Annotated in this window: 21 protein-coding genes, 1 tRNA gene and 1 other RNA gene; 10 read left to right on the forward strand and 13 right to left on the reverse strand. The window is 58.5% G+C overall.

Going from position 1 to position 24,956, the window contains the following annotated elements:
• Nucleotides 1-182: 182 nt before the first annotated feature.
• Nucleotides 183-620, forward strand: coding sequence for a hypothetical protein (locus ACR42D_RS12190; RefSeq protein WP_484567069.1), 438 nt, complete (start codon nucleotides 183-185; stop codon nucleotides 618-620).
• A gap of 40 nt (nucleotides 621-660) precedes the next feature.
• Here the strand turns inward: ACR42D_RS12190 and ACR42D_RS12195 are convergent, their stop codons facing one another.
• The 3 genes from ACR42D_RS12195 to arsS form a co-directional block, all read right to left on the reverse strand.
• Complete coding sequence (locus tag ACR42D_RS12195; RefSeq protein WP_484567070.1) at nucleotides 661-1,407, reverse strand: DUF4198 domain-containing protein; 747 nt, start codon at nucleotides 1,405-1,407, stop codon at nucleotides 661-663.
• 126 nt (nucleotides 1,408-1,533) lie between these two features.
• Nucleotides 1,534-2,457, reverse strand: coding sequence for a bile acid:sodium symporter family protein (locus ACR42D_RS12200; protein ID WP_484567071.1), 924 nt, complete (start codon nucleotides 2,455-2,457; stop codon nucleotides 1,534-1,536).
• Between the two features lie 80 nt (nucleotides 2,458-2,537).
• The gene (arsS, locus tag ACR42D_RS12205) at nucleotides 2,538-3,482 is read right to left on the reverse strand and encodes an arsenosugar biosynthesis radical SAM (seleno)protein ArsS (protein ID WP_484567072.1); all 945 of its coding nucleotides are present in this window, start codon (nucleotides 3,480-3,482) and stop codon (nucleotides 2,538-2,540) included.
• A 169-nt stretch (nucleotides 3,483-3,651) separates the two neighbouring features.
• Between arsS and ffs the strand changes: the two genes are divergently transcribed.
• Nucleotides 3,652-3,745, forward strand: an RNA gene (gene ffs, locus ACR42D_RS12210) — signal recognition particle sRNA small type.
• 40 nt (nucleotides 3,746-3,785) lie between these two features.
• Here the strand turns inward: ffs and ACR42D_RS12215 are convergent.
• Together ACR42D_RS12215 and ACR42D_RS12220 are read right to left on the reverse strand one after the other, a co-directional pair.
• Nucleotides 3,786-7,214, reverse strand: coding sequence for a response regulator (locus ACR42D_RS12215; RefSeq protein ID WP_484567073.1), 3,429 nt, complete (start codon nucleotides 7,212-7,214; stop codon nucleotides 3,786-3,788).
• A 187-nt stretch (nucleotides 7,215-7,401) separates the two neighbouring features.
• Nucleotides 7,402-8,151 carry a transporter substrate-binding domain-containing protein gene (locus ACR42D_RS12220; RefSeq protein WP_484567074.1) on the reverse strand — a complete coding sequence of 250 codons (750 nt, stop codon included), beginning with the start codon at nucleotides 8,149-8,151 and terminating at the stop codon, nucleotides 7,402-7,404.
• Between the two features lie 589 nt (nucleotides 8,152-8,740).
• Between ACR42D_RS12220 and ACR42D_RS12225 the strand changes: the two genes are divergently transcribed.
• The gene (locus tag ACR42D_RS12225) at nucleotides 8,741-9,232 is read left to right on the forward strand and encodes an Hsp20/alpha crystallin family protein (RefSeq protein WP_484567075.1); all 492 of its coding nucleotides are present in this window, start codon (nucleotides 8,741-8,743) and stop codon (nucleotides 9,230-9,232) included.
• Between the two features lie 152 nt (nucleotides 9,233-9,384).
• Here ACR42D_RS12225 and ACR42D_RS12230 read toward each other — a convergent pair.
• Nucleotides 9,385-10,559 (reverse strand): IS3 family transposase gene (locus tag ACR42D_RS12230; protein ID WP_484567076.1). Its coding sequence is split into 2 segments (ribosomal slippage): nucleotides 9,385-10,272 and nucleotides 10,275-10,559, totalling 1,173 coding nucleotides; the frame shifts between segments, so codons are not numbered across the junction.
• A gap of 273 nt (nucleotides 10,560-10,832) precedes the next feature.
• Here ACR42D_RS12230 and ACR42D_RS12235 point away from each other — a divergent pair.
• Genes ACR42D_RS12235 through ACR42D_RS12260 form a run of 6 tightly spaced genes read left to right on the forward strand, consistent with a single transcriptional unit; the run spans nucleotide 10,833 to nucleotide 16,183 of the window.
• Nucleotides 10,833-11,825 (forward strand): ketoacyl-ACP synthase III, encoded by a 993-nt coding sequence (locus tag ACR42D_RS12235; RefSeq protein WP_484567077.1) that lies wholly within the window; start codon nucleotides 10,833-10,835, stop codon nucleotides 11,823-11,825.
• Between the two features lie 17 nt (nucleotides 11,826-11,842).
• A complete protein-coding gene (locus tag ACR42D_RS12240; RefSeq protein WP_484567078.1) occupies nucleotides 11,843-12,070 on the forward strand; it encodes a phosphopantetheine-binding protein in 228 nt (75 codons plus the stop codon).
• Nucleotides 12,063-12,812 (forward strand): SDR family NAD(P)-dependent oxidoreductase, encoded by a 750-nt coding sequence (locus tag ACR42D_RS12245; RefSeq protein ID WP_484567079.1) that lies wholly within the window; start codon nucleotides 12,063-12,065, stop codon nucleotides 12,810-12,812. Before ACR42D_RS12240 ends, ACR42D_RS12245 begins: the two co-directional genes overlap by 8 nt.
• A gap of 45 nt (nucleotides 12,813-12,857) precedes the next feature.
• Entirely contained in the window at nucleotides 12,858-13,871 is a 1,014-nt protein-coding gene (locus ACR42D_RS12250; protein ID WP_484567080.1) for a hypothetical protein, read from the forward strand.
• Nucleotides 13,872-13,874: 3 nt separating this feature from the next.
• Nucleotides 13,875-14,816, forward strand: a complete 942-nt coding sequence (locus ACR42D_RS12255) for a polysaccharide deacetylase family protein (protein ID WP_484567081.1) — start codon at nucleotides 13,875-13,877, stop codon at nucleotides 14,814-14,816.
• 17 nt (nucleotides 14,817-14,833) lie between these two features.
• The gene (locus ACR42D_RS12260; RefSeq protein ID WP_484567082.1) at nucleotides 14,834-16,183 is read left to right on the forward strand and encodes a surface carbohydrate biosynthesis protein; all 1,350 of its coding nucleotides are present in this window, start codon (nucleotides 14,834-14,836) and stop codon (nucleotides 16,181-16,183) included.
• Between the two features lie 993 nt (nucleotides 16,184-17,176).
• Here ACR42D_RS12260 and ACR42D_RS12265 read toward each other — a convergent pair.
• The 4 genes from ACR42D_RS12265 to ACR42D_RS12280 all read right to left on the reverse strand — a co-directional run bounded on the left by ACR42D_RS12265 (nucleotide 17,177) and on the right by ACR42D_RS12280 (nucleotide 19,378).
• Nucleotides 17,177-17,422 (reverse strand): DUF6538 domain-containing protein, encoded by a 246-nt coding sequence (locus ACR42D_RS12265; RefSeq protein WP_484567025.1) that lies wholly within the window; start codon nucleotides 17,420-17,422, stop codon nucleotides 17,177-17,179.
• Between the two features lie 87 nt (nucleotides 17,423-17,509).
• A tRNA-Ser gene (locus ACR42D_RS12270) sits at nucleotides 17,510-17,601 on the reverse strand.
• 61 nt (nucleotides 17,602-17,662) lie between these two features.
• Complete coding sequence (locus ACR42D_RS12275) at nucleotides 17,663-18,580, reverse strand: dihydroorotate dehydrogenase (RefSeq protein ID WP_484567026.1); 918 nt, start codon at nucleotides 18,578-18,580, stop codon at nucleotides 17,663-17,665.
• A 12-nt stretch (nucleotides 18,581-18,592) separates the two neighbouring features.
• Nucleotides 18,593-19,378, reverse strand: coding sequence for an iron-sulfur cluster-binding protein (locus ACR42D_RS12280; protein WP_484567027.1), 786 nt, complete (start codon nucleotides 19,376-19,378; stop codon nucleotides 18,593-18,595).
• Nucleotides 19,379-19,389: 11 nt separating this feature from the next.
• On the opposite strand from ACR42D_RS12280, the gene ACR42D_RS12285 reads away from it, so the two are divergent.
• Nucleotides 19,390-21,402 carry a peptidase U32 family protein gene (locus ACR42D_RS12285; RefSeq protein WP_484567083.1) on the forward strand — a complete coding sequence of 671 codons (2,013 nt, stop codon included), beginning with the start codon at nucleotides 19,390-19,392 and terminating at the stop codon, nucleotides 21,400-21,402.
• 154 nt (nucleotides 21,403-21,556) lie between these two features.
• Here ACR42D_RS12285 and ACR42D_RS12290 read toward each other — a convergent pair whose 3' ends face one another.
• The 3 genes from ACR42D_RS12290 to ACR42D_RS12300 form a co-directional block, all read right to left on the reverse strand.
• Nucleotides 21,557-23,584: a methyl-accepting chemotaxis protein gene (locus ACR42D_RS12290; RefSeq protein WP_484567029.1), complete on the reverse strand. Its 2,028-nt coding sequence runs from the start codon at nucleotides 23,582-23,584 to the stop codon at nucleotides 21,557-21,559.
• A 237-nt stretch (nucleotides 23,585-23,821) separates the two neighbouring features.
• A complete protein-coding gene (locus ACR42D_RS12295) occupies nucleotides 23,822-24,160 on the reverse strand; it encodes a phenylpyruvate tautomerase MIF-related protein (RefSeq protein WP_484567084.1) in 339 nt (112 codons plus the stop codon).
• An 8-nt stretch (nucleotides 24,161-24,168) separates the two neighbouring features.
• Nucleotides 24,169-24,951 (reverse strand): PhzF family phenazine biosynthesis protein, encoded by a 783-nt coding sequence (locus ACR42D_RS12300; RefSeq protein WP_484567085.1) that lies wholly within the window; start codon nucleotides 24,949-24,951, stop codon nucleotides 24,169-24,171.
• Nucleotides 24,952-24,956: the final 5 nt, after the last annotated feature.

Below are 24,956 nucleotides of genomic sequence, written 5' to 3' on the forward strand. Positions count from 1 at the left end.
TATTGCACAAACTGGCAATGCATACATGACAGGCAAAAAAAAGTAAAACGGAAAAGCCTTTTCAAACAGCTGTTTAAGACATTTCCCAGATCGGGATAAAAGGGGCGGATCACGGCACGAATCTGGCAAGAAACAAGGCGGACGCCGGGATGAGGAACATATTGCCCGGCGCCGGAGGATGCATGAAAGAATTCATTCCCAGGCCCGACACCAAGGAAAAGAGCTTCCACGGCCTGCTGATCATTGGCGGACTGGCGGGCGTCATTCAGGGCACGGCGCGTTACGGCTTCACCCTGCACACCGCGTTTCCGGGCATGCTGCTGACCCTGCTGGGGGCCTTTCTCGGCGGGTTCACCGGGTTTTTCCTGAAGGATTGCTACCGCACCGCAAGGGGCATGAAGCCCTATCGGGGGGTCAACAACGACGGCTGGATGATGGGGGGATTCATGGGCACCCTGGTGGGTACCCTGTTCCAGGTGGCGGTCAGTCCGGACGGGACCGACCTGATCCTCGGCTCCATTTTCGGAGCTTACATCGGCGCGGCCTGCGGAGCCCTGCCGGACGAATTCGTCACGCCCATCCTGAGCAGGATGGAGGAAAGAACGTCCGACAGGCCCTGACGCCGAGGGCGGCTGCCAAGGCCTGCCGGACAGGGATAGGCTATTTCATTTCCACCCAGATGACCGCGCCCATCTCGAGTTCGCGGCCCTCATAGGGCTTTTCGGCGGTGTTCAGGCCGGCGAAGCCCCACCACCCCTTCCACGGGCAGGCGAAGGTGAACACGCCCTGGCCGTCGGCCAGCACTTCCTGCGTGACCATGCGCTCGTTGGGCGCTTCGCGCTTGCCGTCCTTGTTGTAGAACTCCACTTCCACGCGGGTGTAGGGAGCGGGCTTGCCGCCCACCATGACCACGCCTTGGAAGACGTTGCCCGCGTAGTTGCCGAAGGGCCGGGTCAGGGGCACGATCTCGGTGTCCAGGCCGAGCGGGGTGTTCCAGTTCTCGCCCTCGCCGTAAGCGTCGACCACCACCTTGGTGATGTGGCGGATGTAGTTGTTCTCGGCGTCTTCCTTGTAGGGAACCGGATCAAAGACAAAGGTGTACAGGCCGGGAGCCCTGGGGGTGAAGGAGGTCTGCCAGGCGGTGTGGCCCATGACCTCGGTCTTTTTCAGGGTCGGCAGCAGGTCGGTCCGCTGGTCGTTGTTCGCGGCTACGAAGAAGGCGGCGGGCTTTTCCAGCTCCATGCCCACCCCTTCGAAGGGATGGGAGAAGGACAGGACCAGGTTCACGGTCCGTTTTTCCTGGGTCAGCTCGTCCGTGTCCGGAATCATCATGCCGAAGTGGGCGAAAGCCTGTCCGGCGAACAGCACGACGCACAGGACCGCCAAGGCGAAAGTCAGTTTTTTCATCACACGCTCCTCACTGTGTTGCAAATATGAAAGGCCATTTCTTGTTCGAATGATGTTACTAGTATCAAAACAGTAACACAAGTCAAGCAAGAATATGGATTCATTACGCTTCACAGCAAGGAAAGCCTAGTCGTTCCGGTTGCGCCAGCGGCGGGCCAGGGCCACGCCGGAAAGGTTGTGCCACAGGCTGAAAAGCGCGCCGGGCAGGGCCGTGGCCGTCCCGAAATGCTTCACGGCCAGGGCCACGCCCAGGCCGGAGTTCTGCATGCCCACCTCGATGGCCAGGGTCCGGGCGTCCCGCCTGTTGCACCGCGCGGCCCGGGCCAGCCCGTATCCGGCGGCCAGCCCAAGTGTGTTGTGCAGGACCACAGCGAACAGGGCCAGCAGCGGCAGCCCGAGCAGGGTCGCCTGGTTCAGGCCGATGATGCAGGCGATGAGCAGGGCGATGACCAGGATGGACAGGGACGGGAACCAGCGCAGGAACGGCTCCAGCCAGCGGCGGAAGATGCGCCGCAGGATGAGGCCGTCGATGAGCGGGAAAACCACGATCCAGAACACGGAGGTGACCATGGACCAGAAGTCGATCTCCACCTGCCGTTCCAGGAGGAAATAGATGATCGCCGGAGTCAGGATCGGGGCCAGGCAGGTGGAGGCCAGGGTCATGGTCACGGACAAGGGCACGTTGGCCTTGGCCAGGTAGGCGATGACGTTGGAGGCCGTGCCGCCCGGACAGGCCCCGACCACGATCATGCCGATGGTGATCTCCGCGGGCAGCCCCAGGGCGTGGGATATGGACACGGCCAGCAGCGGCATGATGGCGTACTGCAGGATCATGCCCAGCCCCACGATGGGCCACTTGCGCAGGATGTCCGCGAAATCGGCGAACTCCAAGGTCAGCCCCATGCCGAACATGATGACGCCCAGCCCCAGGGGGATGTGCGGTTTGACCCAGGTGAAGGCCGGGGGATGCGCCAGGGCCACTGCGGACATGGCCACGGCGATCAGAATGAAGTTGCGCTCGATAAAAAAGGGTACGGCGTCGATTTTCATGCCCGTGGGGTGGCCCAAATACGGGTTCTTGTCAACGCCGAAGCCCTAAAACCGGGTTCAGAGACGGATTTCCGCGACAATCAGCCGTCGATGGCCCCTCCGCAGCTCGATCCGGCTCCGGCGGTGCAGCCCAGGCAGTGCGGGCCGGTGACGATCCTCCGGCGGACCCAGGCCGTCAGGTCGAAGTCGTCCAGCTGGCCCGGCGCGTCCGGGGCCGTGCCGATGTTCAGGGCCTGGTTGAAGTCGCAGTCGTAGAGCCTTCCGTCCCAGCCGACGTTGACCTGGTGGCGGCACATGAGCCCGTCCACGGTGGCCGGATTGAAGGATACGTCCAGGAGGTTCATGTATTCGCCGTCCCTGCCCTGCTCTTCGAGCATGTGCATGAACCGTCCCACGGGCAGGTTGGTGATGGTCAGCAGGCGGTCGAAAACCACCCCGTGCCGGTCGAGCATCTCGCGCTTGTAGGCGTCTTCCAGGCATTTCTGGCCCGGAGGCAGGTCCGGGCCGCCCGGATTGAAGACCAGGTCCAGGGTCAGGCCGTCTCCCTGGCCGTAGCCGAGTCCGTTGAGCCGCTTGAGCATGCGGATGGAGCTGGCGTAGCAATGATCCCCGCGCATGCGGTTCACATTCTCCTCAAGGTAGCACGGCATGGACGCCACCAGCCCCACGCCCATTTCGGCGAAGAATTCCGGAAAGTCGCTCGCTTCCGGCTCCTCCATGGCGGACAGGTTGGTCCGCGACTGTACGGCAAGCCCCCGGTCCTTCAGGGCGGAGATGAAATCCTTCAAATGCGGATTGAGTTCGGGCGCGCCGCCGGTGATGTCCACCAACCCGGGCCGGACCGAACCGGCCAGGTCCACAATCCGGTCCATGGTCGCGCGGTCCATGAGCTCCTCGCGCGCCGGGGAACACTCCAGATGGCAATGGATGCAGGCCTGATTGCACTTGAGTCCCACGTTGACCTGCAGAATATCCAGATCGGCGGCCAAAAGCGGCCCGCCGATTTTCTTGTCGAAAACGTTCACCTGTACCTCGTCTGTTGCGGTTTTTCCAAGCCTAAACGGAAACCCTGCCCGGACGCAATATCCAGAGTTTAGAGGGAGTGCATTATCTCCGGGGGGGGGGCTGGCGAATCAATGCAAGGGAGGAGTTGACGAACGGTCGGGAACGCTGTAGGAAGACCATTCCCGTACAGAGGGAAGCCGGACGGCGGTTGCGTTGAGAACCCCGTCAGGTCCGAGAGGAAGCAGCGGTATCGATTGCTGCCGGGTGTCCGGTTTCCACTCAAAGGCGCGTTCAGCGATGAACGCGCCTTTTTCATTGCCGGATCAGGCCTCGGCGTCCTGGCCACCCAGCCCGGTCCACAGTTCATCGAGCACGGCCAGGGCCTTCTTGAAATCGTATTCGGCGATGGACTTGAGCAACAGCTTGACCTCGGTCCGCATCTCTTCGGGCCAGACCAGCGCCTTGACGTCCTGGCTGCGCTCCCGGCACTCCACCGGGGCCCCCTGGGACAAGGGCTGCCGGAGTCCTTCCAGGCTGGCCAAGAGCTCCTCGGGCGTCGCCACGTCCCCCTTTTCCGGGAAGTCCGACTCCTCGGGCTCGGATTCCTTGAGCACGCCGATGCTGGCGACCACCTCAGCCAACCGGTCCGCGAATTCACCCAGCAGCCCGTCCAGGCTCTCGTCCCCCTGGTCCAGAGCCTTTTCCAGGGCTCCGGCGGCCTCGAACAGCTCCATGGCCCCGAGCATACCGGAGGTCCCCTTGACCGAATGGGCCAGGGCCACGGCCTCCTCGCGGTTGTCGGCCCCCAGTAATTCCCCGATTTTCACGGCGGCATCCGCGTACTTCTCATCCAGGAGCAGGAGCAGGGTCCGGTAGAGCTTCTCGTTGCCCCGGGCGCGCCGCAGGCCGAGTTGCACGTCGATGCCCTTCATCATGGCCGGAAGGGATTCCTTGTCCGACGGAGACCGCTCCTCCTTGGATTCGGCCGGAGCCGACGGGGCGGCCGCCCCGCTCTCTCCCTTGACCAGCCACTTGGTCAGAACGGCGAACAGGTCGTCCGGGTCGAAGGGCTTGGCGATGTGGTCGTTCATGCCCACTTCCCTGCTCATCTCGATGTCGGCGAGCATGGCGTGGGCGGTCATGGCGATGATGGGCAGGTCCTTGAAACGGTCCAGGGCGCGGATGCGCCGGGTGGCCTCATGGCCGTCCATGACCGGCATCTGGATGTCCATGAGCACCAGATCCACGTCGTTCTTGTCCAGAAAGTCCAGGGCGTCCTGCCCGTTGAAGGCCTCGAGGACCTCGACGCCGATGGAGGCCAATATCTCCTGAGCCACCTGGCGGTTGATCTCGTTGTCCTCCACCAGCAGAATCCGCTTGCCCGAGAGCTTGTCCAACGCCTTTTCGGGCCGGGCGACCTCGTTCAGGGTGACCATGCCCTTGCCCAGGGTCTCGACCACCAGGTTGAACAGGAAGGACTGGTTCACCGGCTTGAACAGCAGGCCGCGGAAGCCCAGTTCGTTGGTCCGCTTGACCAGCGAGGCGTTGCCGTAGGCCGACACCATGAACATGGGCGGCTTGTCCTCGATGGCCTCGTCCTTGAGGATTTTCTCGGCGGTCTCCAGGCCGTCCATTTCCGGCATGCGCCAATCCACCACCAGCAGCTTGAAGTGGTCCTTGCCGCCGCTGCCGCGCAGGATTTCTATGGCTTCGAAGCCGGACTTGGCCGTGGTCACGGACAACCCCATATACTCGAGCATCCCCTTGAGGATGATTCGCGAGGTGGGGTTGTCGTCCACCACCAGGGCGGGCATACCCAGCAGTTCCTGCGGCAGGGTCGCGCTCTCGTTCTCCTCCCGGTGGATGGGGAAGGTGACCTCGAACCAGAACAGGCTGCCCTTGCCGAACTCGCTCTGCGCCCCGATCTCGCCGCCCATGAGCTCCACCAGCTGGTTGCACAGGCTCAGCCCCAGGCCGGTGCCGCCGTACTTGCGGGTGGTGGAGGCGTCCGCCTGGGTGAAAGGCTGGAACAGTTCCTGGATCTTCTCCGCCTTGATGCCGATGCCGTCGTCCTTGACCGTGAACCGCAGCTTGGCGGTGTCCATGCCCTTTTCCACGGTGGAGATACCCACCACCACGGACCCTTCGTCGGTGAACTTGACGGCGTTGTTGCACAGGTTGATGAGAATCTGGGCCAGGCGCATGGGATCGCCCTGGATGGCGGGCGGCACGTCCTTGCCCACGCTGATGAGAAATTCGAGCTTCTTTTCGTTGGCCCTGGGCGAGACGATGGTGGTCAGCTGTTCGAGGACCTGCTCCAGCTTGAAGCCCACGGACTCCACGGTGAGCATGCCCGCCTCGATCTTGGACAGGTCGAGCACGTCGTTGATGATGCCGAGCAGGGACTTGGCCGAGATGTCGATCTTGTTCAGGTAGTCCCGCTGGGCGGCCGACAGTTCGGTCATCTTGATCAGGTGGGTCATGCCGATGATGGCGTTCATGGGCGTGCGGATCTCGTGGCTCATGTTGGCCAAAAACTCGCTCTTGGCCTGGGTGGCCTTTTCCGCCGCCTCCTTGGCCTTGATGATCTCCTTCTCGGTCTGCTTGCGGATGTGGATTTCCGAGGTCAGCAGCCGGTTTGTCTTGTTCAGCTCGTCCGTGCGCTCCACGACCCGCTTCTCCAGTTCGTCGTAGGCGGTCTTGAGATTGGCCTGGGCGATGCGCAGGGGGGTGATGTCCGTGACCATGGCGAACACCCCGTCGAAGTTGCCTTCCGGGTCGAATTGGGGGCTGGCGGAGATCATGGCCCAGACCTCGGTGCCGTCGCGGCGCACGAACCGCCGCTCGTACTGGGAGGCCTCCCCGGCGCGGCGCTTCTCGATCTCGTTGCGGTGGCTCATCTGGTCTTCGCCGTGGATGAGGTCCGGCACGTACATGCCCACCAGGTCTTCCTCGGTGTAGCCGAGCATGTCCGCGAAGATGCGGTTGACCTGGAAGATGTGCTCGGTCACGTCGATCATGACGATGCCTTCGATGCTCGTCTCGAACAGGCGGCGGTACTTCTCCTCGCTGGCGCGCAGTTCGGTCTCGCGCAGCCGGACCTGCTCGGCCATCTCGTTGAACGTGGACAGGATGTGCTGGACCTCCTGGAACCCGCCCTGCTCCTCCGCGTGTTCGGAATACTCTCCGGCCGAGAGCCCTTCGATGCGCTGGATGAGCTGGCCCAGCGGCATGCGCAGGCTGCGGTTCAGGATGAACCGGGTGGACAGGCCGACCACGATGACCACGGACAGCAGGGAAATCAGGCTGATCCAGGTGGTCTCGTAGACCTTCTCCCGGAAGATGGCCGGAGTCAGGCCGAGACGGACAACACCGACCTCGATGTTGTCGTAGCTGATGCGCTTTTCCTTGATGATGGTCTCGCCCGGCGTGATCTCGCCGTAGCGGTAGATGTCGTTGCCCCGATGGTCGCGGACCTCGATGAAGACCACGATGTCGATGTTGGCGAACGTGTTGCACAGGTTGACCACGGACTCCTCCTCCATATGCCAGAGGTAGGATTCCAGGCTGTTGGCCAGGTGCGTCAGGGCCTCGTCCGCCCGCTGCTGGAACTGCGCTTCGGATTTCTGGAACAGGAGGACGAAAATGATCGAGGAAACGGCAAAGGAGGAAAGGACCACCACCATGACCAGGCTTGTGGTCAGGTGTTGCACCAGGGAGCGCTTTCTCCTGATATTATGCAGCAATGGCATGGTCCGCGCCTTCTCCGGAGATGGCTTGAGGTCCTGTTACAGTCCGCTTGCGGGCGAGTCGCCCGGCGGTGACTTGCGGGAAACGGCCCAATTCGAAGTTCCCATACACAACCATCTCATAGGTCGAAGACCATTTCCAGTCGATTATATTCAACATCCCCGGTCCGATCGGGAACAGGCCGCGGCCTCAACGCAACCAGCGATCCAGAACAGGCCGCAGCGCACCCTCTCGCCGTAGCGCCGCCAGCGCCTCTTCCAGCTCCCGCAAGAGGCCGACGTTGCTCTTCTCCACGGCAAACCCCACCGGCGAGCCGGGGTCGCCCACGTCCATGATCCGGACGTCCAGACCCTCGCGGTCCGCCAGCAGACGCCCGACGGCCAGGGGCGCGATGGCCGCCACCACTCCGCCGTCCTTGAGCATGCGCATGGACTGCTCCTTGGTCTTTGTCTTGACGATGCGGATGAGGCTAAGCAGCCCCCGCTCCTTCAGATACCGCTCCACAAAGGAATTGCGGTCGCCGGCGACCGCTTTGCCGACAAGGTCGTCTACCGAGTCGATGGAGGCCTCGTCCCCGCGCATGAAGATGACCAACTTCCGGTTGTAATAGGACGAGGTGAAGGAAAAGAAATGCATGCGCTCGCGGTTGATCTCCATGCCGCACACGCAGTCCAGACGCCCCAGGCGGAGATTGGCCACGATATCGTCCCAGGCGCCGGGGACGAAACGGCTCCTGGCCCCGAGCCGGGCGAAGATGAGCCGGGCCACCTCGACGTCGAGGCCCGCCGGTTCCCCCGCCTCGTCCAGGTACTGATACGGCGGGTACCCCTTGGCCATGCCACAGGTCAGAAGCGGCTCCTGGGCCGACACGGCGGCGGGCGCAAAGGCGAACCCGAGACAGCACACCGCCGCGATTATTTGAACAAGCCACTTTACCATTCGTCCCCCCCCAGGGACCTCCAGATCACCCGGCCGGGCAAAAAAGCATTTAAGATGCAATAGCATACCATACGGGGCAGCCCCCTGTCAGCCCTTTGTTTCCGGCCCTTCCCGCGTGAACGAATATCATTTTCGTGTAACCGAAACAGCGTTCGGAGCGCTTATAAAGACAGGAGGGGGCAACTCCAACCAAGGCGGCGATATGTTCGGCACCAACGGCCATGAGCCCATACTGAGCCAAATGGAAATCAGATTTCTCCTGTCTGATCAACCACTCCCCGTCAAACCACCCCTGCGCCCCACCGGCAAAAAGGCCAGGGACAAGACGCGGACCAGAAAAAAGGACGCGACCGTCGACAACCACTTCGCGGCCCCCGTGAGCCCAGCTGACCAAGCTTAGCTCTCCGGACCGCGCAATAAAAGAAGGCCTGCGGGATTTTCCCGTGGGCCTTCTTGGCGCGCGGCGGACCGGCATCATCTTTCCGCAAAAAAATTGTACCGGGAAGTTGACAACTTTTCCGGACGATTTATTCATAGTCCGTAAGCCTCTTTAACCCTTTAACCCAATAATATATCAGGAGGTAAAGACATGCTTAGCAAGTATTCACCTGCTAAAAATCCGATCGGTTTTGTTAATCATGGGCCTTTTGATATCGCCAGCATCTTCGAAGAGTTCTGGCGCAACTCCCTGGACGGCATGAACGCCCGTCCGCAGCAAGGCCTCTACCCCGCCGTGGAAATCTCGGAGAACGACGACCACGTGCTGTTGACCGCCGAGCTCCCGGGCATCGATCCCTCGGATGTCGAGATCACCCTGGAGAACGGGCTGTTGACCATCAAGGGGGAAAAGAGGTTCGAAGGGGATGCCAAGAACAACAGGTACCACCTCTCCGAGCGCGGTTACGGCTCCTTCACCCGGACCTTCCGGCTGCCGCCGAGCGTGACGGACGGCGACGTGTCCGCAACCTTCGACAAGGGCGTGCTGACGATCTCCCTGCCCAAGCCGGAGAAATACAAGGCCAGAAAGATCGAGATCAAAACCGCCCCGGCCATCGAAGCCGAAGAGGCCAAGAAACAATAACGCCTTCCCCCTGATCAATCACCAGATTGGCGGCACGGATTCCCCTGCCGCCTTTCTTTTTGGTCATCGACCAACGACGCAACGCCCCAAAAGGGAAAGAGAAGTGGGTCCATTTTGTTGGACCACTGAGCAGCGTTTTTAAGGTGGACAGTTTAACGGGCTACGCTGCTTGGCGGGGCCAAGCCAGAGGGGGTACCCCCCTCTGGCTTGGGTCGCGCCTGATATATCTCCATCGGCTTCCTGCCGTCAAAGGTCTTGTGGGGACGGCGGTTATTATAGGAATCGAACCACCAGGCCAAAGCGCTACGTAGATCACTCCCTGTCTCCAACTCACGCACATAAACGCATTCGTATTTCAACGACCTCCAAAGCCGTTCGATCATCACGTTGTCCATCCAGCGTCCGCGCCCATCCATTGAGATACGGACGCCAGCATTACGCAAAGTCTTGATGAACTCATAGCTGGTAGACTGGCTACCCTGATCCGTATTGAATATCTCGGGCACGCCATAATGATTCATGGCGTCCTCCAGAGCCGAGACGCAGAAATCGGCGTCCATCGTATTCGACAAGCGCCAAGACAGAACAGCTCGGCTATGCCAGTCCATGATCGCCACGAGGTACAGGAAGCCTCGTTTCATCGGAATGTACGTAATGTCTGCACACCAAACCTGATTGGGATTCGTGACTGCTCGGTGCCGCAATAGATACGGGTACGTCTTGTGCTGCGGATGGGGATGACTTGTCTTCGGCTTTTGGTAAATCGCCATCAACCCCATCTTGCGCATAAGTCGACGCACTCGGCCACGCCCGACCAGACACCCTTCATTCCGCAGGATGTTGCGCATCTGTCGAGAGCCAAAAAACGGCAACTCCAAAAACAACTCGTCGATGCGTTTCATCAACTCCAAGTTGTACGGAGATTCACCGATCGGCTGGTAGTAGTATGTTGAGCGTTGCAGCTTGAGGATTCTGCACTGATGCCGAACACTGAGCACGGGATGCTCCTTGTCGACGATCTCACGCCTCCGCTCGCAGCTCAGATTTTGGCGAAGGCTTGTTGCAAAAAATCCTTCTCCACGGTGAGCTGCCCGATCTTGGTATGAAGTTCTTTTATGAGCGCCTCATCGCTTTGCTGGGCCTTCTGAGTCTTGCCAGCAAAGCCCGCAGCAACCTGCTCTTTGGCCTGCTTCTTCCATTGAGATATCTGGTTGGCGTGAACGCCGCATTTGCTGGCCAGCTCGGAAAGCGTGAGTTCGCCGGTCAAGGCGTCGAGGGCTACACGGGTCTTGAATTCAGTAGTAAATCTTTTCCTTTTCTTGGACATTAAAAGCCTCCTTCGGGCTTCTTACGTCCACCTTAAACTGTGGTCCAGTTTCTTAGACCCACTTCTCATGCTTGGTTTTAATTATGCCTTGTAAACCCGTTTAGAAATGACTAGAATTAAGCAAACAGCGCACCCGGTATCCCCCGTGACCAAAGGCTATTTTGCATATTTTCAACGTCTCCCAGAGGCCAGCTTCTTGCCCTGTGGAAAACGAGACAACCTAGCCAACGAATTATTCATTGTTGCTATCGCAGAACAGTGGTTGAGAGGATTATGAAAATCAAAAGAATCGAGTACTCCCTACCGCAACAAGTTGTTGACAACGAGCAACTCGCCACTCAACTTGGTAGCTGGAGTGCAGAACAAATTTTTAAAAAAACAGGCATCAAGAACAGGCACAAAGCCAGCGAATACGAAACATCACTGACCCTTGCTGTGGCCGCTTGCAAAAAGCTCCTTGCAGAGGAAAATAGTGACGAAATTGACTTCATCATATTCTGCACACAGAGCCCTGACCGATTGATACCACCCAACTCAACCCAGCTGCAGAAATTGTTGAGTCTGGATCACACCATAGGCGTGTTAGACATCTCTCATGGATGTTCAGGTTTTGTCTACGGGCTATCAGTTGCTTCCGGCCTGATGGCGTCCGGCCAAGCCCGACAAGTTCTTTTGGTTACAGCAGAAACATATACTAAGTTTATTGCGGAGACCGACAGAGTCAACCTCCCAATTTTCGGCGATGCGGCTGCAGCTATATTGTTGGAAGCTGCTGACAACGTTTCTCCGCGCTTTACTTTCTTGACTGATGGTACCGGAGGCAAAAATTTGATAATCCCCGACACCGGCATCATTGACTTCACCGACAAAGATGCTGCGAAGTATGAATATACCATAGCCGACGGCTTGCGAGGACTTAACAATCTGTATATGAACGGCACTGAGATATTCGCCTTTACGCTCAAGACGGTACCGGCTTTAATCGAACGCATGCTGGCCAGTGCGAACATGACGCTTGAGGATATCGATCGAGTTGTCCTCCATCAGGCAAATGCATTTATTCTCGAACACTTGAGACTCAAATGCGGCATTCCCAAAGATAAATTTTGCATCCAGCTTGAAGACACCGGGAATACGGTCAGCGCGAGTATCCCTATTGCATTGAAGAAAGATTTCGACAACGGGTTAATAACTAGTGGCGATACCGTGCTAGTAGCGGGATTCGGCGTTGGGTACGCCAGCGCAGCCACAATACTGAACATGTAAGCATTGCAGGAGCCATTATGGATTTAATATTTTTTTTGAAAGAATTTAAGGAGATAACAGAGATTGAGAGCCAGCTCTCCGGCGACGAGAAACTCTCAGACCTGGAGCAATGGGATTCTCTAGCCGCTTTGGGTGTCATGGCACTGGCAGACAGGCATGGCAAAGAACTTACGGCTGAAGAACTGACTGCTTGTCAAACTGTTAATGACATCTATCAGGTCGCTTTTGGGGATCAAGGTGTTTGATTTCAAAGGACGTAAGATTCTGATTACAGGTGCAACTTCAACAATTGGCAGTGCTATTTGCCAACAGCTTGCAACGCACCATGCTGACCTCATTCTGATGGGGAGCAATTCTGAAAAACTCACGGCGCTTCAAGCATCCCTAAAGCATAGCGACAGTCACACAGCCATTGTGTATGATTTTAACGATTGTGATGCATTGCCCTCAGTCTTGACACAGGGAATCGATACGCCCGTAGCTGGCTTTGTCCATTGTGCGGGGATTCGTCCGCTCGTACCACTCCGTTTTTTTTCGAAGTCCGCCTTCGAATCTTTAATCGCAATTAACGTCACTTCAGCTTTTCTGATCTTGCAACATCTACGAAAGCGCCCGATGCGCTCTGAATATGGCATGAGTGCTGTTATGATTTCATCTGTTGCAGGGAGAGTGGGTCAATCTGCGATTAGCGGCTACAGTGCTTCGAAAGGAGCTCTTGAAGCTGCTGTCCGCTCTTGGGCGATAGAACTCGCCCGGGAAAACATCCGTGTTAACAGCATTGCACCCGGCTATGTCGAGGGTAGGATGTTGGAGGAACACAAAAAAGTTATGCCTGAGGAAAAGTATAACGAGATTGTGTGTAGTCATCCTTTGGGATTAGGGACGCCTGAAGATGTTGCCAACGCAACAACCTTTCTCCTTAGCCCGTGGAGTCGCTGGATAACAGGCACTACTCTGACGGTTGACGGAGGATATACAGCTCAATGACCAACGTTATATTTTATCTTCCAATGACCGGACAGGTTGGCGCGAATGCCACATACCTTTAGAGTCGCGACGGTAAGCGATAAAGACAGAATCGTTGCCTTTCTCTCTTCTTATTGGAGCAATAAACACATTTTTGTTCGCTGCCCCGAATTGCTTGAATGGCAACATCGAACTCCGGGAAGCGAAACCCTCAACTTTATGCTCGCCATAGATTCAGACTCTGGCAAGCTTGAAAGTTTGCTGGGCTTTATCCCGACATCACGGTTTGATTCCAGCCTCAAAGATCAAAAGGATTATTGGGGGGCTATCTGGAAAAATGCCAAGGGACAGGGGCTGATAGGCTTGCAATTGCTAATGGAATTCCACAGGCAATTAGACGTCGGAACATACGCCGGAATCGGTTTGTCTGCTGAAGCCATCAAGATTTACAAGGCACTTAATTACACCGTTGGGGAGATGGAGCACTATTTCATTCCCTCCTCATATTCTTCGCAGAATCTTTTCTCGGCACCACAGTCCAATTTGCCCAAACAAATATATCCCTCGGCAACATTGAGACTGATAACAAGCAATGACCTGTTCAAATCCACAATAGTACACAACGCAACCCCCAAAAAAACTCCCCATTTTTTGCTGGAGCGATATATTACTCACCCTGTGTACTCATATCAACTATACAGAGTTGAAAGCGGCTGCACTCAGCATGCGATCATCGTGACTCGCGTAGATACAGTTGAGGACGTTGGCGCTTCTTGCCTACACATTGTCGATTGGTTTGGATCTTGGATGGCCCCTGTGGATTTGCGAGAGGCGTTACTGTCGCTTCTCGTCGAAAAGGAATGTGAGTACGTGGACATGGTGTGCCGAGTTGAAGTGCCAGCACACTTCACAAAAATTGGTTTTCGATTAAAAAAACCGGAAACAGAAACAGTCCCTCTGTATTTTGCTCCTTTCTGTAAAGAAAATATTCAGCTGCACTATTTTGTGAAAGACACTCCTAATTATTGTCTCTTTAAAGGAGATTCCGATCAGGATCGCCCAAACCATTGTTTAGGATAAACCATGTCTAGCGTCACCATAATCATGTATCATTATGTAAGGGACCTTATAAATTCGGCCTACCCGGAGATCAAGGGGTTGGACGTTTCAATTTTCAAAAAACAACTCGACTTCCTCAAAAAGCATTATTCACCTGTACACATTGAAGATGTAATCGAAGCTTTTTCTTCCGGCGTCGAGCTTCCGGCCAACGCAGTCCTCCTGACGTTCGATGATGGGTATATAGACCACTATAACTTCGTTTTTCCCCTACTAAAAGAATACAACATCCAAGGATCATTCTACGTCCCCGCACAGGCGGTCATTGAAAGCAAAGTGCTCGACGTGAACAAAATCCATTTTATTTTAGCCGCAGCGAAGGACACAAAACAGCTTGTAGCTGAGATTTTTGAGCAAGTTGACGCACTCCAGGGCGAAATCGATGTTAAACCCAAAGAGCATTATTGGAAGGAGTTGGCGCATCCAAATCGATTCGATTCCGCAGAAGTTATTTTCATTAAACGCATTTTGCAATTGGGACTTCCAGAAGATGTTCGGAACAGGGTCACCAACCACCTCTTTATCAGATATTTGAACACGGACGAAGCCAGTTTTTCCCGCGAACTCTACGTTTCTCCCGGCCAATTGATTGAAATGAGGGAAGCCGGGATGCATATTGGAGTTCATGGATACCGACATGAATGGCAGGGGCGATTGTCCCCCTCAGATCAAATAACCGAAGTAGATAACTCACTTCAATTCCTCAAGTCTGTCGGTGTTGATCAGAATGCACTGACCGTATGCTACCCATACGGCGATTATAATGACACTCTTTTAGCTACCCTCAAGGCCCGTAATTTTAAGCTCGGCATGACGACCGAAGTGGCTGTAGCTGACACCGCACTACACTCATCTTTGACCCTGCCACGCATTGACGCTAATGACATAACCCGGGTGATGTCCTGACAAGTCAGGGGGAATTTATGCTCTGCGTCCATCCAATTGAAATCGCGTCCAGAGAGCTCGACGGAGCACTTTATTTGTCGCTTCATCTTGCAAAGGCAGGATACCCATCACTGATTGGAGAATATATGGCCAATCGAATAGCAACGGGTTGCAGACGACCTGTTTGCTACTTCGACAATGACCAGCACAAGGAAACCAATGACTTAATCCTCCGCAACGGAGGGCTTGTATTCAACATCGACCCAGAAGGTCTTTCGGCCATCGACACTACAGATGCCCATGTCAACAATTATTCCAAGGTCGCGGATCATGTGACTAAAATGTGCTTATGGGGTAACACTCAGAAAAAACGAATTTCTGGATTCCTCACTGAAAAGCAGCGCGAGTTGATATGCGTGACCGGGCATCCTTCCTTTGACCTGCTTTCCGAAAAGTTTATCTCATTGTACGAAAATCACGACATCGTGGACACCTACGGCCGCGACTTCATCCTATTCAATACCAATTATGGATTTTTCAACCATGCCATGGGTTGTGAGAATTACCTAAAAATGCTCACAAGCATGAAAGAATGGCAGATGTACGCAACTCAGGAGGTACAGGCTCATGTAAAAAAAATTAGCGCTTATCAGGAGGTGTTATTCAACCACACCATCGGTCTTATTGAAAAGATCGCCAGACAGCACCCGAAGACGACCATTATCCTTCGTCCTCACCCGCAGGAAAATCTTGAAAGCTACACGAGTAAACTAGGCCACCTGGACAATCTCACTGTGGTCAACAAAGGCGAGGTGCGGGCATGGCTAGCTCTTGCCAAAGTCGTAATCCATCACGATTGCACAACGGGCATGGAAGCGACACTCATGGGAGTTCCTGTCATTCAATATCGCCCATGTTACGACTCTGGAATCGTCGCGAATGTAATGATTAAGATTGGTCAGAAGGCGGAAAGTGACGAAGAAGTTCTGAGATTGCTCGACAACATGGATCAACTCAGGAAATCGAAACTGAAAGACTTAGAATATATCAGTACTTTTTTGGAAAATGTAAAGGTTCCCGCTTCAGAAACGCTGACCAAACTAGTGCAGAGACATGACTCTGGACAATCTACATGGATCCCTGAACCATTGGGGCTTTTCGGCCAAGCAGAGTGCATACGCAAATATGCCAGCAAACTTCTCCGCTCTTTACAGCCGGGCCACAATGGGAAGAAGATACGCTATATTCTAAATAAGTATCCTCGGTTACCCAGACGGAAGGTGGAAAAGAAGATCGCGAGGATGATCGCGCTTGAGCCGAGTCTGCCCGAGGTTTATGTAAAGCAAATCTGTCTGAGCACATTCCTGATCACGCCGCGCAACGTCTAGGCTTCTTACCTACCCAAGTCGACAAGGTTGTAAAAGTTCATTTTTTTTCACCATTTATTTTTTTGTTATAGAATGAATAATTTTTAAGTGGTCAATTTATCTGACTTAAATGCATTCAGAAATACCTGCTCAACAACTTCACAACAGATTTTGAGAGTCCAACTGGCATCATAAAAGCCTCGATGGACAATGTGTAGCCCCATGGAATATCGATTAAGCCAACCGTTCTAGCAGTCGCTTCACACTGGACGGATGCCATTCCCCGCCACGGGGGGCGTCATCTTTTGTGCGGTTAACTCCTTCGCAATCCACGCAAATGAAACGATGTCTCTTTGCTGGTGTCTCCCGCTGTGACCACAAGGACTCGGGGCTTCTATCGGCATTGCTCTTGATTGTCTTCACTCCAACCTCGTTGCCGTACTAACGGAGATGAGCAGCCACATTAGGACACCCAGCATAACGCCGCATGCTTTTGCCGCTGCCAGAGCCTCCCTAGTCCTTTTGAAATCATCTCCCGCTCTTGTTGGACAACGAGAGCCATGATGCCGACCGTGATATTATTTGCATCCGGCATATCGGCGCAGACAAAACTCACACGGCTCTTTTGAGGGCCTAGTAATGTGCATCCTGAGAAAGTCGGTCGAGCTTGGCGCTCCCCCCAAGAATTATGACAGAGAGTGCTATTTGCCTGTCTAGGCACCCATTGCCCGTGTTTTCTTTGCAATGTCCACAAGGGCCATTCCCTTGCAAATCTTGAGCAGGTTCCGCCGCGGAGGCAGGTCTTGCACGAGAGCGTCTTTCTTCTCATAAGAGCCTAACGGACGATCACCACGAGCGGCAATGAAGTGCATAAGGGGCAACTCGCGTGTCTCTGGCAGTGGTCGCCCTCAATTTGCGGGCCTCAGGACTTGAGAACCATGCTTCAATGGCCTTGGAAAGCAGAGGGCCAGTAGCTGGCACTGAAACTGGTGGGAGTAGGTTGGTCGGCTGCTCCTAAAAACCTTCGGCAATGGGTTTCAGGGAAAATCCCCGGCAGGAGTCTTGCGACAGTCTGCGAAAACAGCACGAAGCCGCCCAACCTCGCTGAAAGCGATCCACGGCTTTCTGGGAGTCAGAAGTGCGGAGGGAGACAGTGACTTCTTTGCGACCGAAAACGGCATGAAGATCACGAGGAACAGCCAACCGAAGTTGGTAAATCCCACGACTTCCGCGCCTCTTCAAACCGGGGTATTTGGACATGCCTTTTGCTCCTTGCGCTGTAGCAAGTCCAAAGAAAAAGGCCTTGTTTCTCAGTAACCTACTGGAAAACAAGACCTTTGAAAAAAGTGGCGGAGAGGAGAGGATTTGAACCTCCGTTGGAGTTCCCCCCAAACACGCTTTCCAGGCGTGCTCCTTAAGCCGGACTCGGACACCTCTCCGCGTTGAGAGGCAGTTTCTACCCAATATGATGGGGCTTGGCAAGCACTAATTTTCCCCTTTTTAAAGCGGCAGTTGCAGGCTGCCCCGGAACTCGTCCAGGCTGGCCGCGCCGACCTCCGAAAGCAGGGCCTCCATCTCGTCGGCCAGGCCGAAGGCGAAGTCCGGGCGCAGGAAATTGGCGGTGCCCACCTGCACGGCCTGGGCGCCCACCAGGATGAACTCCAGGGCGTCCTCGGCTGAGGCTATGCCGCCCATGCCGACCACCGGGATGTCCACGGCGTGGACCGCCTGGTGCACGCAGCGCAAGGCCACCGGCTTGACCGCCGGGCCGGACAGTCCGGCGATGACGTTGGCGATGCGCGGCTTGCGGTTGCGGATGTCCACGGCCATGCCCGACAGGGTGTTGATCAGTGAGAGCGAATCCGCCCCGCCCTCGGCCGCGGCCCTCGCGCAGACCGCGATGTCGGTCACGTTGGGCGAGAGCTTGACCATGACGTGCTTGTTCCCGGCCTTCTTCTTGACCGCCTCGGTGACCTTGGCGATCTGGGACGGGTCCTGGCCGAACGCCACCCCGCCCTCCTTGACGTTGGGGCAGGACACGTTGACCTCGAGCGCGGCCACGCCCTCCTCGCCCGCCAGCACACCGGCCAGTTCGCCGAACTCCTCGGCGTCACAGGCGTACAGGTTGGCGATGACGGCCACCTCCTTCCAGGGCAGCATGGGCAGGGCGCGGGTGACGAAATACTCAACGCCCGGATTCTGGATGCCGATGGCGTTGAGCATGCCGCACGGCGTCTCGGCGATGCGCGGCATGGGGTTGCCCTCGCGCGGCTTGAGCGACAGCCCTTTGGCCACGAAACCGCCCAGCCGGGTCAGGTCGCCGTAGGGCGCGAATTCCAGGCCGAAGCCGAAGGTCCCGGACGCGGTCATGACCGGGTTCTTGAGGGAAAGACCGCCGAAATTGACTTGCATATCCATGGTTGCGGCCTCCTACAGCTCCACTTTATCCGCCCAGAACACCGGGCCCCGCGTGCACACCTGGACGTGATGCCCCTCGCCGTCCTTGGTCACGCAGCCCAGGCACGCGCCCACCCCGCAGGCCATACGGTTCTCCAGCGAGACCTGCGCCCGCGCGCCAAACTCCCTGGCGAACCGCTGGACCGTGCGCATGAACGGCGTGGGGCCGCAGCACAGGACCAGGCCGCCCTGCTTGGCGTTCTCCTCGATCTGCCCGCGCAGGGCGTCGATGATGCAGTCCAGATCGGTCGGCTTGGCCTCGATCATGCACTTGCTTTTCACCGTCCTGGACAGCAAATCGTAAGGGTAGCAGTCGAGCGGCAGGCGGTGGGCCAGAAACAGGGACAGGTTTTCGGGGCGCGGATGTTGCTCGACATAACCGCGAAAAGGTGCGATGCCGATGCCCCCGGCAAGCATCAGGGTCGGGACGTCGGGCTCCACGGCAAAGGAATTGCCGAGCGGGCCCCACATGGTCACCAGGTCGCCGGGCGATAACTCGGCGATGCGCCGGGTGCCGCGCCCCACGGCCTGGATGAACAGGGTAATGGAGTCGGCGTCGCCCGAACAGAGGGAGAACGGCCTGCCCCAGAGCATGTCGAGCTCCCAGGAGCTGGGCCGGATCATGACGAACTGGCCGGGCTTCCACCCGTCCCAGTCCGGTCGTTCGAGCGTCAGTTCGAAAAATTCGCCGACCGTTTTTGATTGACCGACCGGGGATACATTCAATACCTTGACACTGCGGCAATTCCTCAAGGACATACAGATACCTTATGAGCAAAAAACATATTCCGGAAATCATGGCCCCCGCGGGGGACAAGAACGCCTTCCTGGCGGCCGTCGCGGCCGGGGCGGACGCTGTCTACGTGGGTTTGAAACACTTCTCGGCCCGCATGCAGGCCCAGAACTTCTCTATCAGCGAGCTGGCGCAGCTGGCAAGCCTGGGCCGTGATCGCGGCACCAAGACCTACGTTGCCATGAACACCCTGGTCAAGCCCCAGGACGTGGAATCCGCAGGCAGGCTCATCGACCGGCTGCAGCGAAACGTCAAGCCGTTCGCCCTCATCGTCCAGGACCTGGCCATGCTGACCCTGGCCAAGCAGGCGGGCTACACCGGCGAGCTGCACCTGTCCACCCTGGCCAACGTGTCCCACCCGGCCGGGCTGGACGTGGCCAAGAAGCTCGGCGCCAACCGCGTGGTCCTGCCCCGCGAGCTGAACCTGGACGAGGTCAAGCTCATGGCCGACGCCTGCCCCAAGGACCTGGACCTGGAAATTTTCGTGCATGGCGCGCTGTGCCATTGCGTGTCCGGACGCTGCTACTGGTCCAGCTACCTGGGCGGCAAGTCCGGCCTGCGCGGCCGCTGCGTGCAGCCCTGCCGCCGCCTCTACACCCGGGGCAAGGAGCAGCCCGAGCGGCTCTTCTCCTGCTCGGACCTCTCCCTGGACGTGCTGACCAAGCCCCTGCTGTCCATGGACCGCGTGGCCGCCTGGAAGATCGAGGGCCGCAAGAAGGGCCCTCACTACGTCTTCTACACGGTCAAGGCGTACCAGATGCTGCGCGACAACCCGCAGGACGCCCAGGCCAAGAAGACCGCCGTGGAGCTTCTGGACCAGGCCCTCGGACGGCCGTCGAGCCACTCCGTGTTTCTGCCCCAGCGTCCGTTCCAGCCCATCCAGCCCAAGGAGGAGACCAGCTCCGGCAGGCTCATCGGCGAGATCAAACGCGACCAGAAGAAGCTCTACTTCGAACCGCGCGAGCAGCTCGAGACCGGTGATCTGGTGCGCGTGGGCTACGAGGACCAGCCCGGCCACCGGACCATCCCCATCCGCCGCCGCGTGCCCAAACGCGGGCGTATGGACATCCCCTTTTCCCGCAAGCACACCGGCCCGCCCCTGCCCACGGGCACCAAGGTTTTTCTGGTGGACCGGCGCGAACCGCAGTTGGTCAAGCAGATCAGGGAGCTGGAAAAGGAGCTCGACTTCTTCCCGGCCCCGGAGATGAAGGAATCCACCTTCACCCCCACCTGGCCCAAGGCCGCGCCGCGCGTTCGCGGCAAGGGCAAAGGCAAAGGCAAGCCCGGCCCCCGCACCGAGTCCGTGAGCCTGTTCCGCCAGCCCCCCAGGGGCAAGACCTGGGACCGCCCGGCCTTCTGGCTGGAACGCTCCATCCTCGGCAAGGTGGCCGGAAAGGACACGGCACGCGCCCAGTGGTGGCTGCCGCCGGTCATCTGGCCCGACGAGGACAAGAAGTACCGCTCCCTGATCAAGGAGGCGGTGCGCAAGGGCGCGCGCGAGTTCGTGCTCAACGCCCCGTGGCAGGCCGCCTACTTCGAGGACCGCAAAAACACGACCCTGACCGCCGGGCCGTTCTGCAACACGGCCAATAAGCTGGCCCTGGACGTCCTGCGCGGGCTCGGCTTCTCCAGCGCCATCATCAACCCGGAACTGCCGCTGGAGGACCTCGAGGGGCTGGCCCAGAACCCGCCCCTGCCGCTCGGCTTCGTCATCAAGGGCATGTGGCCGTTCGGCATCTCCCGGTTCCTGGCCGACGCCGTGCCGTTCGACGAGGCCATCAAGTCGCCCATGAACGAGGTCGCCTTCGTGCGCAAGTACGGCCAGAACAACTGGATCTTCCCGGGCTGGGAAGTGGACCTGACCAAAGAGGCCCGCACCCTGGAACGGCTCGGCTTCAAGACCTTCGTGACCATGCTCGAACCATGGCCCCGCAACGTGCCCCGGCCCAACCGGACCAGCGAGTTCAACTGGCGGTTGAAGTTGTTATAGAAGCAAGAGGGAAGGGTTCCGCCTTTGGCGGGATTGTCGGGTGACTTCGCCTCCGGCGGCCAAAGGGGCGAGCCCCCTTTGGAATCCCTGGACCGCCTTCGGCGGGAATTATTCACTTTGTTGAGATAGGGGCGGCCTTAACGGCCGCCCTTTATTATTGCACGACTCCCAGCTTGCGCCCTTCGGCGTGGCCGGGCAAAACCCGCTCGGGTTCGCGCTCCTCTCCGCCCAGATGGCCGATGATCGTCTGCAGGGTCTCGGCCATGTCGGCCAGCCCGGCGATGACCGAGGCGGCCTGCTGTACGTCCTCGGCCGTGGCCGATGCCAGACGGCTGACGTCCAGCACCGCGCCGCTGATCTCCTCGCTGGCCACGGACTGCTGGCGGGCCGCGATGGCGATGCCCTCGATCCGGTCGGCCACATTGGCCGAACACTCGCGGATGTTGCTGAACGCCTCCACGGAATTGCCGACCTCGCCGTTGGCCTCGGCCACGTGGGCCAGGGTCTCCTTCACGTCGCGGATGTTGCGGCCCGTGGCCTCCTGGATGGCGGTGATGCGCTCCTCCACCTCCTTGGTGGCGACCATGGTCTTTTCGGCCAGCTTGCGCACCTCGTCGGCCACCACCGCAAACCCGCGCCCGGCGTCGCCCGCGCGGGCCGCCTCGATGGCCGCGTTCAGGGCCAGCAGGTTGGTCTGGTCCGCGATCTCGTTGATCACGCTGATGACCTGGCCGATGGATTCGGTGTCCGAGCCCAGGCGGGACATGCCCTCCTCCAGCACCGAGACCGTCCCGGCCACCTCGGCCATGGACTTCTCCGCCCGGTGGACCACCTGGATGCCTTCGCTCGCCTCGGAGCTGGCCTCGTTGGCCAGGCCGGACGCGTCGCTCACGTTCATGGCCACCTCGTTGACCGTGGCGTTCATCTCCTCCATGGCCGTGGCCGATTCGGACATGCGCTCCTGCTGCGTGACGGCGCTTCCGGCGATCTTTCCGGTGCGCTCCTTGAGGTCATGGGACACCGCCGTCAGCTTCCTGGCCACCTCGTCTGCCCGTCCGGCGGCCTCGCCCATGCGCTCCAGCAACGCCTGGACGCGCTCCTGCTGGGCCAGGGCCTCGTCCCGCGCCCGGCCCGCCGCACCGGCCTGGGTACGCGCGTCCTCCTCCATCTTGCGCGACTGGGCGATCACGGTTCGAAGATTGTCGACCATGTCCACCAGCACGTCCTTGAGCGCGCCCAGCTCGGCGCTGAACGCGCCCTCTGGCTGCGCTTCGAGGTTCCCCCCGGCCACGCTGCGGGCAAAGGAATTCAGGCGCATGAGCGGCCCGTTGATGGACCGCATCACCCACAGGAGCAAGAGCATGATGGCCGCGCCCACGGCCAGCTCCACGCCGACCACGCCATAGTCGATCATCCGGGCGTCGTGCAGCGACTGGGCCGCGCTGCTCTCGGCGATCTCGTCGTAGACCGGCTCCAGGGAACGGGCCGCCTCCACCAGGCCGCCGGTGATGGCCGCTATCCGCTTCTCCCTGTCCACATAGTTGTTGAAGGCGTCGAGATAGCCCTGCAGCGCCTTGATCTGCCCGGCCGCCGCCTCGGGGGTGTCTCCGGCCGTGAGCATGGCGCGCAACTCCTGTGCGCCCTTGGCCACGCGGACCACGTACTGCTCGTCGCCCCGAATGATGTAGTTCTTCTCATGGCGCCGCATCTGGAGCAGCTTGATGACGAACTCCTCGCTCATGGCCGCCTTGCCGAACTCGGCCTCCATGTTACGGGCGGCCTGGATGAAATCCCAGCGCAACCCCTGCTTCATGGTCAGCCCCATGGCCACGTAGTGGTCGTTCACCTGAACCAGCGCCTCGCGGTACTGCCGCAGAATATCCAGGGCCTCACGGCAGCGGACGGCCAGTCCCGGCTTGAGCCGGGCGATATCTTCGAGCACGCGCCCTGCCTTGTCCGCGTCCTCCAGGGCCTTGCGGGTATATTGCCCGTCCTTGCGCAACAGAAAGTTCTTTTCCTGCCGCCGCGCCTGGAGAAACAGGGCCGTGCCCTCCCGCGCCAACATGGCCAGATTGCGCGTCTTGACCACATATTGCCCGCCCACATAGTTCACCGCAAAGATTCCGGTCAGGCCCATTAGCACGGACACGAAGATCAGGATCAGCTTGCTTTTGATGCTCATGAAAAGCCCCCATGAATTTACGCGTTGCGAAAAGACATGGAAATGCAAAAGGCGTGCACAAGAATTATCAAACAAATACCTTGGGATAATCGCGCAATGTCGCGCAATATCGATTTGCGCAACCGATTTTACCGAATATGGGCTGCCCTAAGGACAAGGGCGAAGAATGCGCAAAGGCCCGGCGGAGAACCGTCGGGCTGCGGTCTGCGGGGGGAAAGGAAGGCTGGCCGGGGACGCCTAAAAGGTCCCGCCGTCCCAGCCGAAAAGGTGATGTTTGATGTCGCCGAAGGCGATGTACACGCGGTTGGCCGGGATGGACAACTCCCGGGCCAGGAACGCGCAGATGGCTGCGGAGAATTCCGGGGTGCGGGTCTCGGGCAGGCCGATGGAGTCGAGGGAGACGAAGGCCGCCGGATCGCCGGTGCCGCCGAAGAGCAGCCGCTTGCCCGGCTCCAGCACGGCCAGGACGTAGGCCTCGGGCTTACCGAGAATCTCGGCGGCCAGGGCGGAGATACCCTTGAGGCAGGCCGTCTCGTCGGCCACGGCAACGTTGGTTTCCACTTTGATGAACGGCATGGCCCCTCCTAGAGGTGAATGGTTCCGGTCATGTAGGTCACGGCGTTGCCGGATATCTTGACCCGGTCGCCGAGGTATTCGCAGCGCATGGAGCCGCCGCGTCTGGAGGCCTGGTAGGCGAAAAACGTGGACTTGCCCAAACGGTCCGCCCAGTACGGGACCAGGGTGCAGTGGGCCGACCCGGTGACCGGGTCCTCGGGGATGGAGTCGCCGGACACGAAGACGCGGGACACGAAGTCGTGGTCCACGCCGGGCGCGGTGCAGATGAGGCACAACCCGTCCAGGCCCGAAACCAAGCGGAAGTCGGGATCGAGCGCCCGGATTTCCTCCTCGGTCTCGAACACGGCCATCATGTCGCGGCTGCCCATGTACAGTTCAGCCGGGCGCGCGCCCAGGGCTGCGGCCACCCGTTCGGTGACCTGGATCTTGGAGCACGACCAAGCCGGGAAGTCCATGGAGTAGCCGCCGCCTTCGCGGTCCACGAAGAGCCGTCCGCTCTTGGTCTCGAAGACCACGGCCGGATCGGTATAGTCCAGGTGGGCATAGAGGACGTGGGCGCTGGCCAGGGTGGCGTGGCCGCACAGGTCGATCTCGATCTCCGGGGTGAACCAGCGCAGTTCGAAGTACTCGCCCTTACGCACGAAGAAGGCGGTCTCGGCCAGGTTGTTCTCCATGGCGATGTGCATCATCAGCTCGTCGGACAGCCACTCGTAGAGCGGGATCACCGCCGCCGGATTGCCGGTGAAGACCTCGTCCGCGAACGCGTCCACCTGATAGAGATCGAGTTCCATGGTGC

Origin of the sequence: Pseudodesulfovibrio sp. lm2024 (assembly GCF_051175575.1) — a bacterium.
GTDB classification, from domain to species: domain Bacteria; phylum Desulfobacterota; class Desulfovibrionia; order Desulfovibrionales; family Desulfovibrionaceae; genus Pseudodesulfovibrio; species Pseudodesulfovibrio caledoniensis.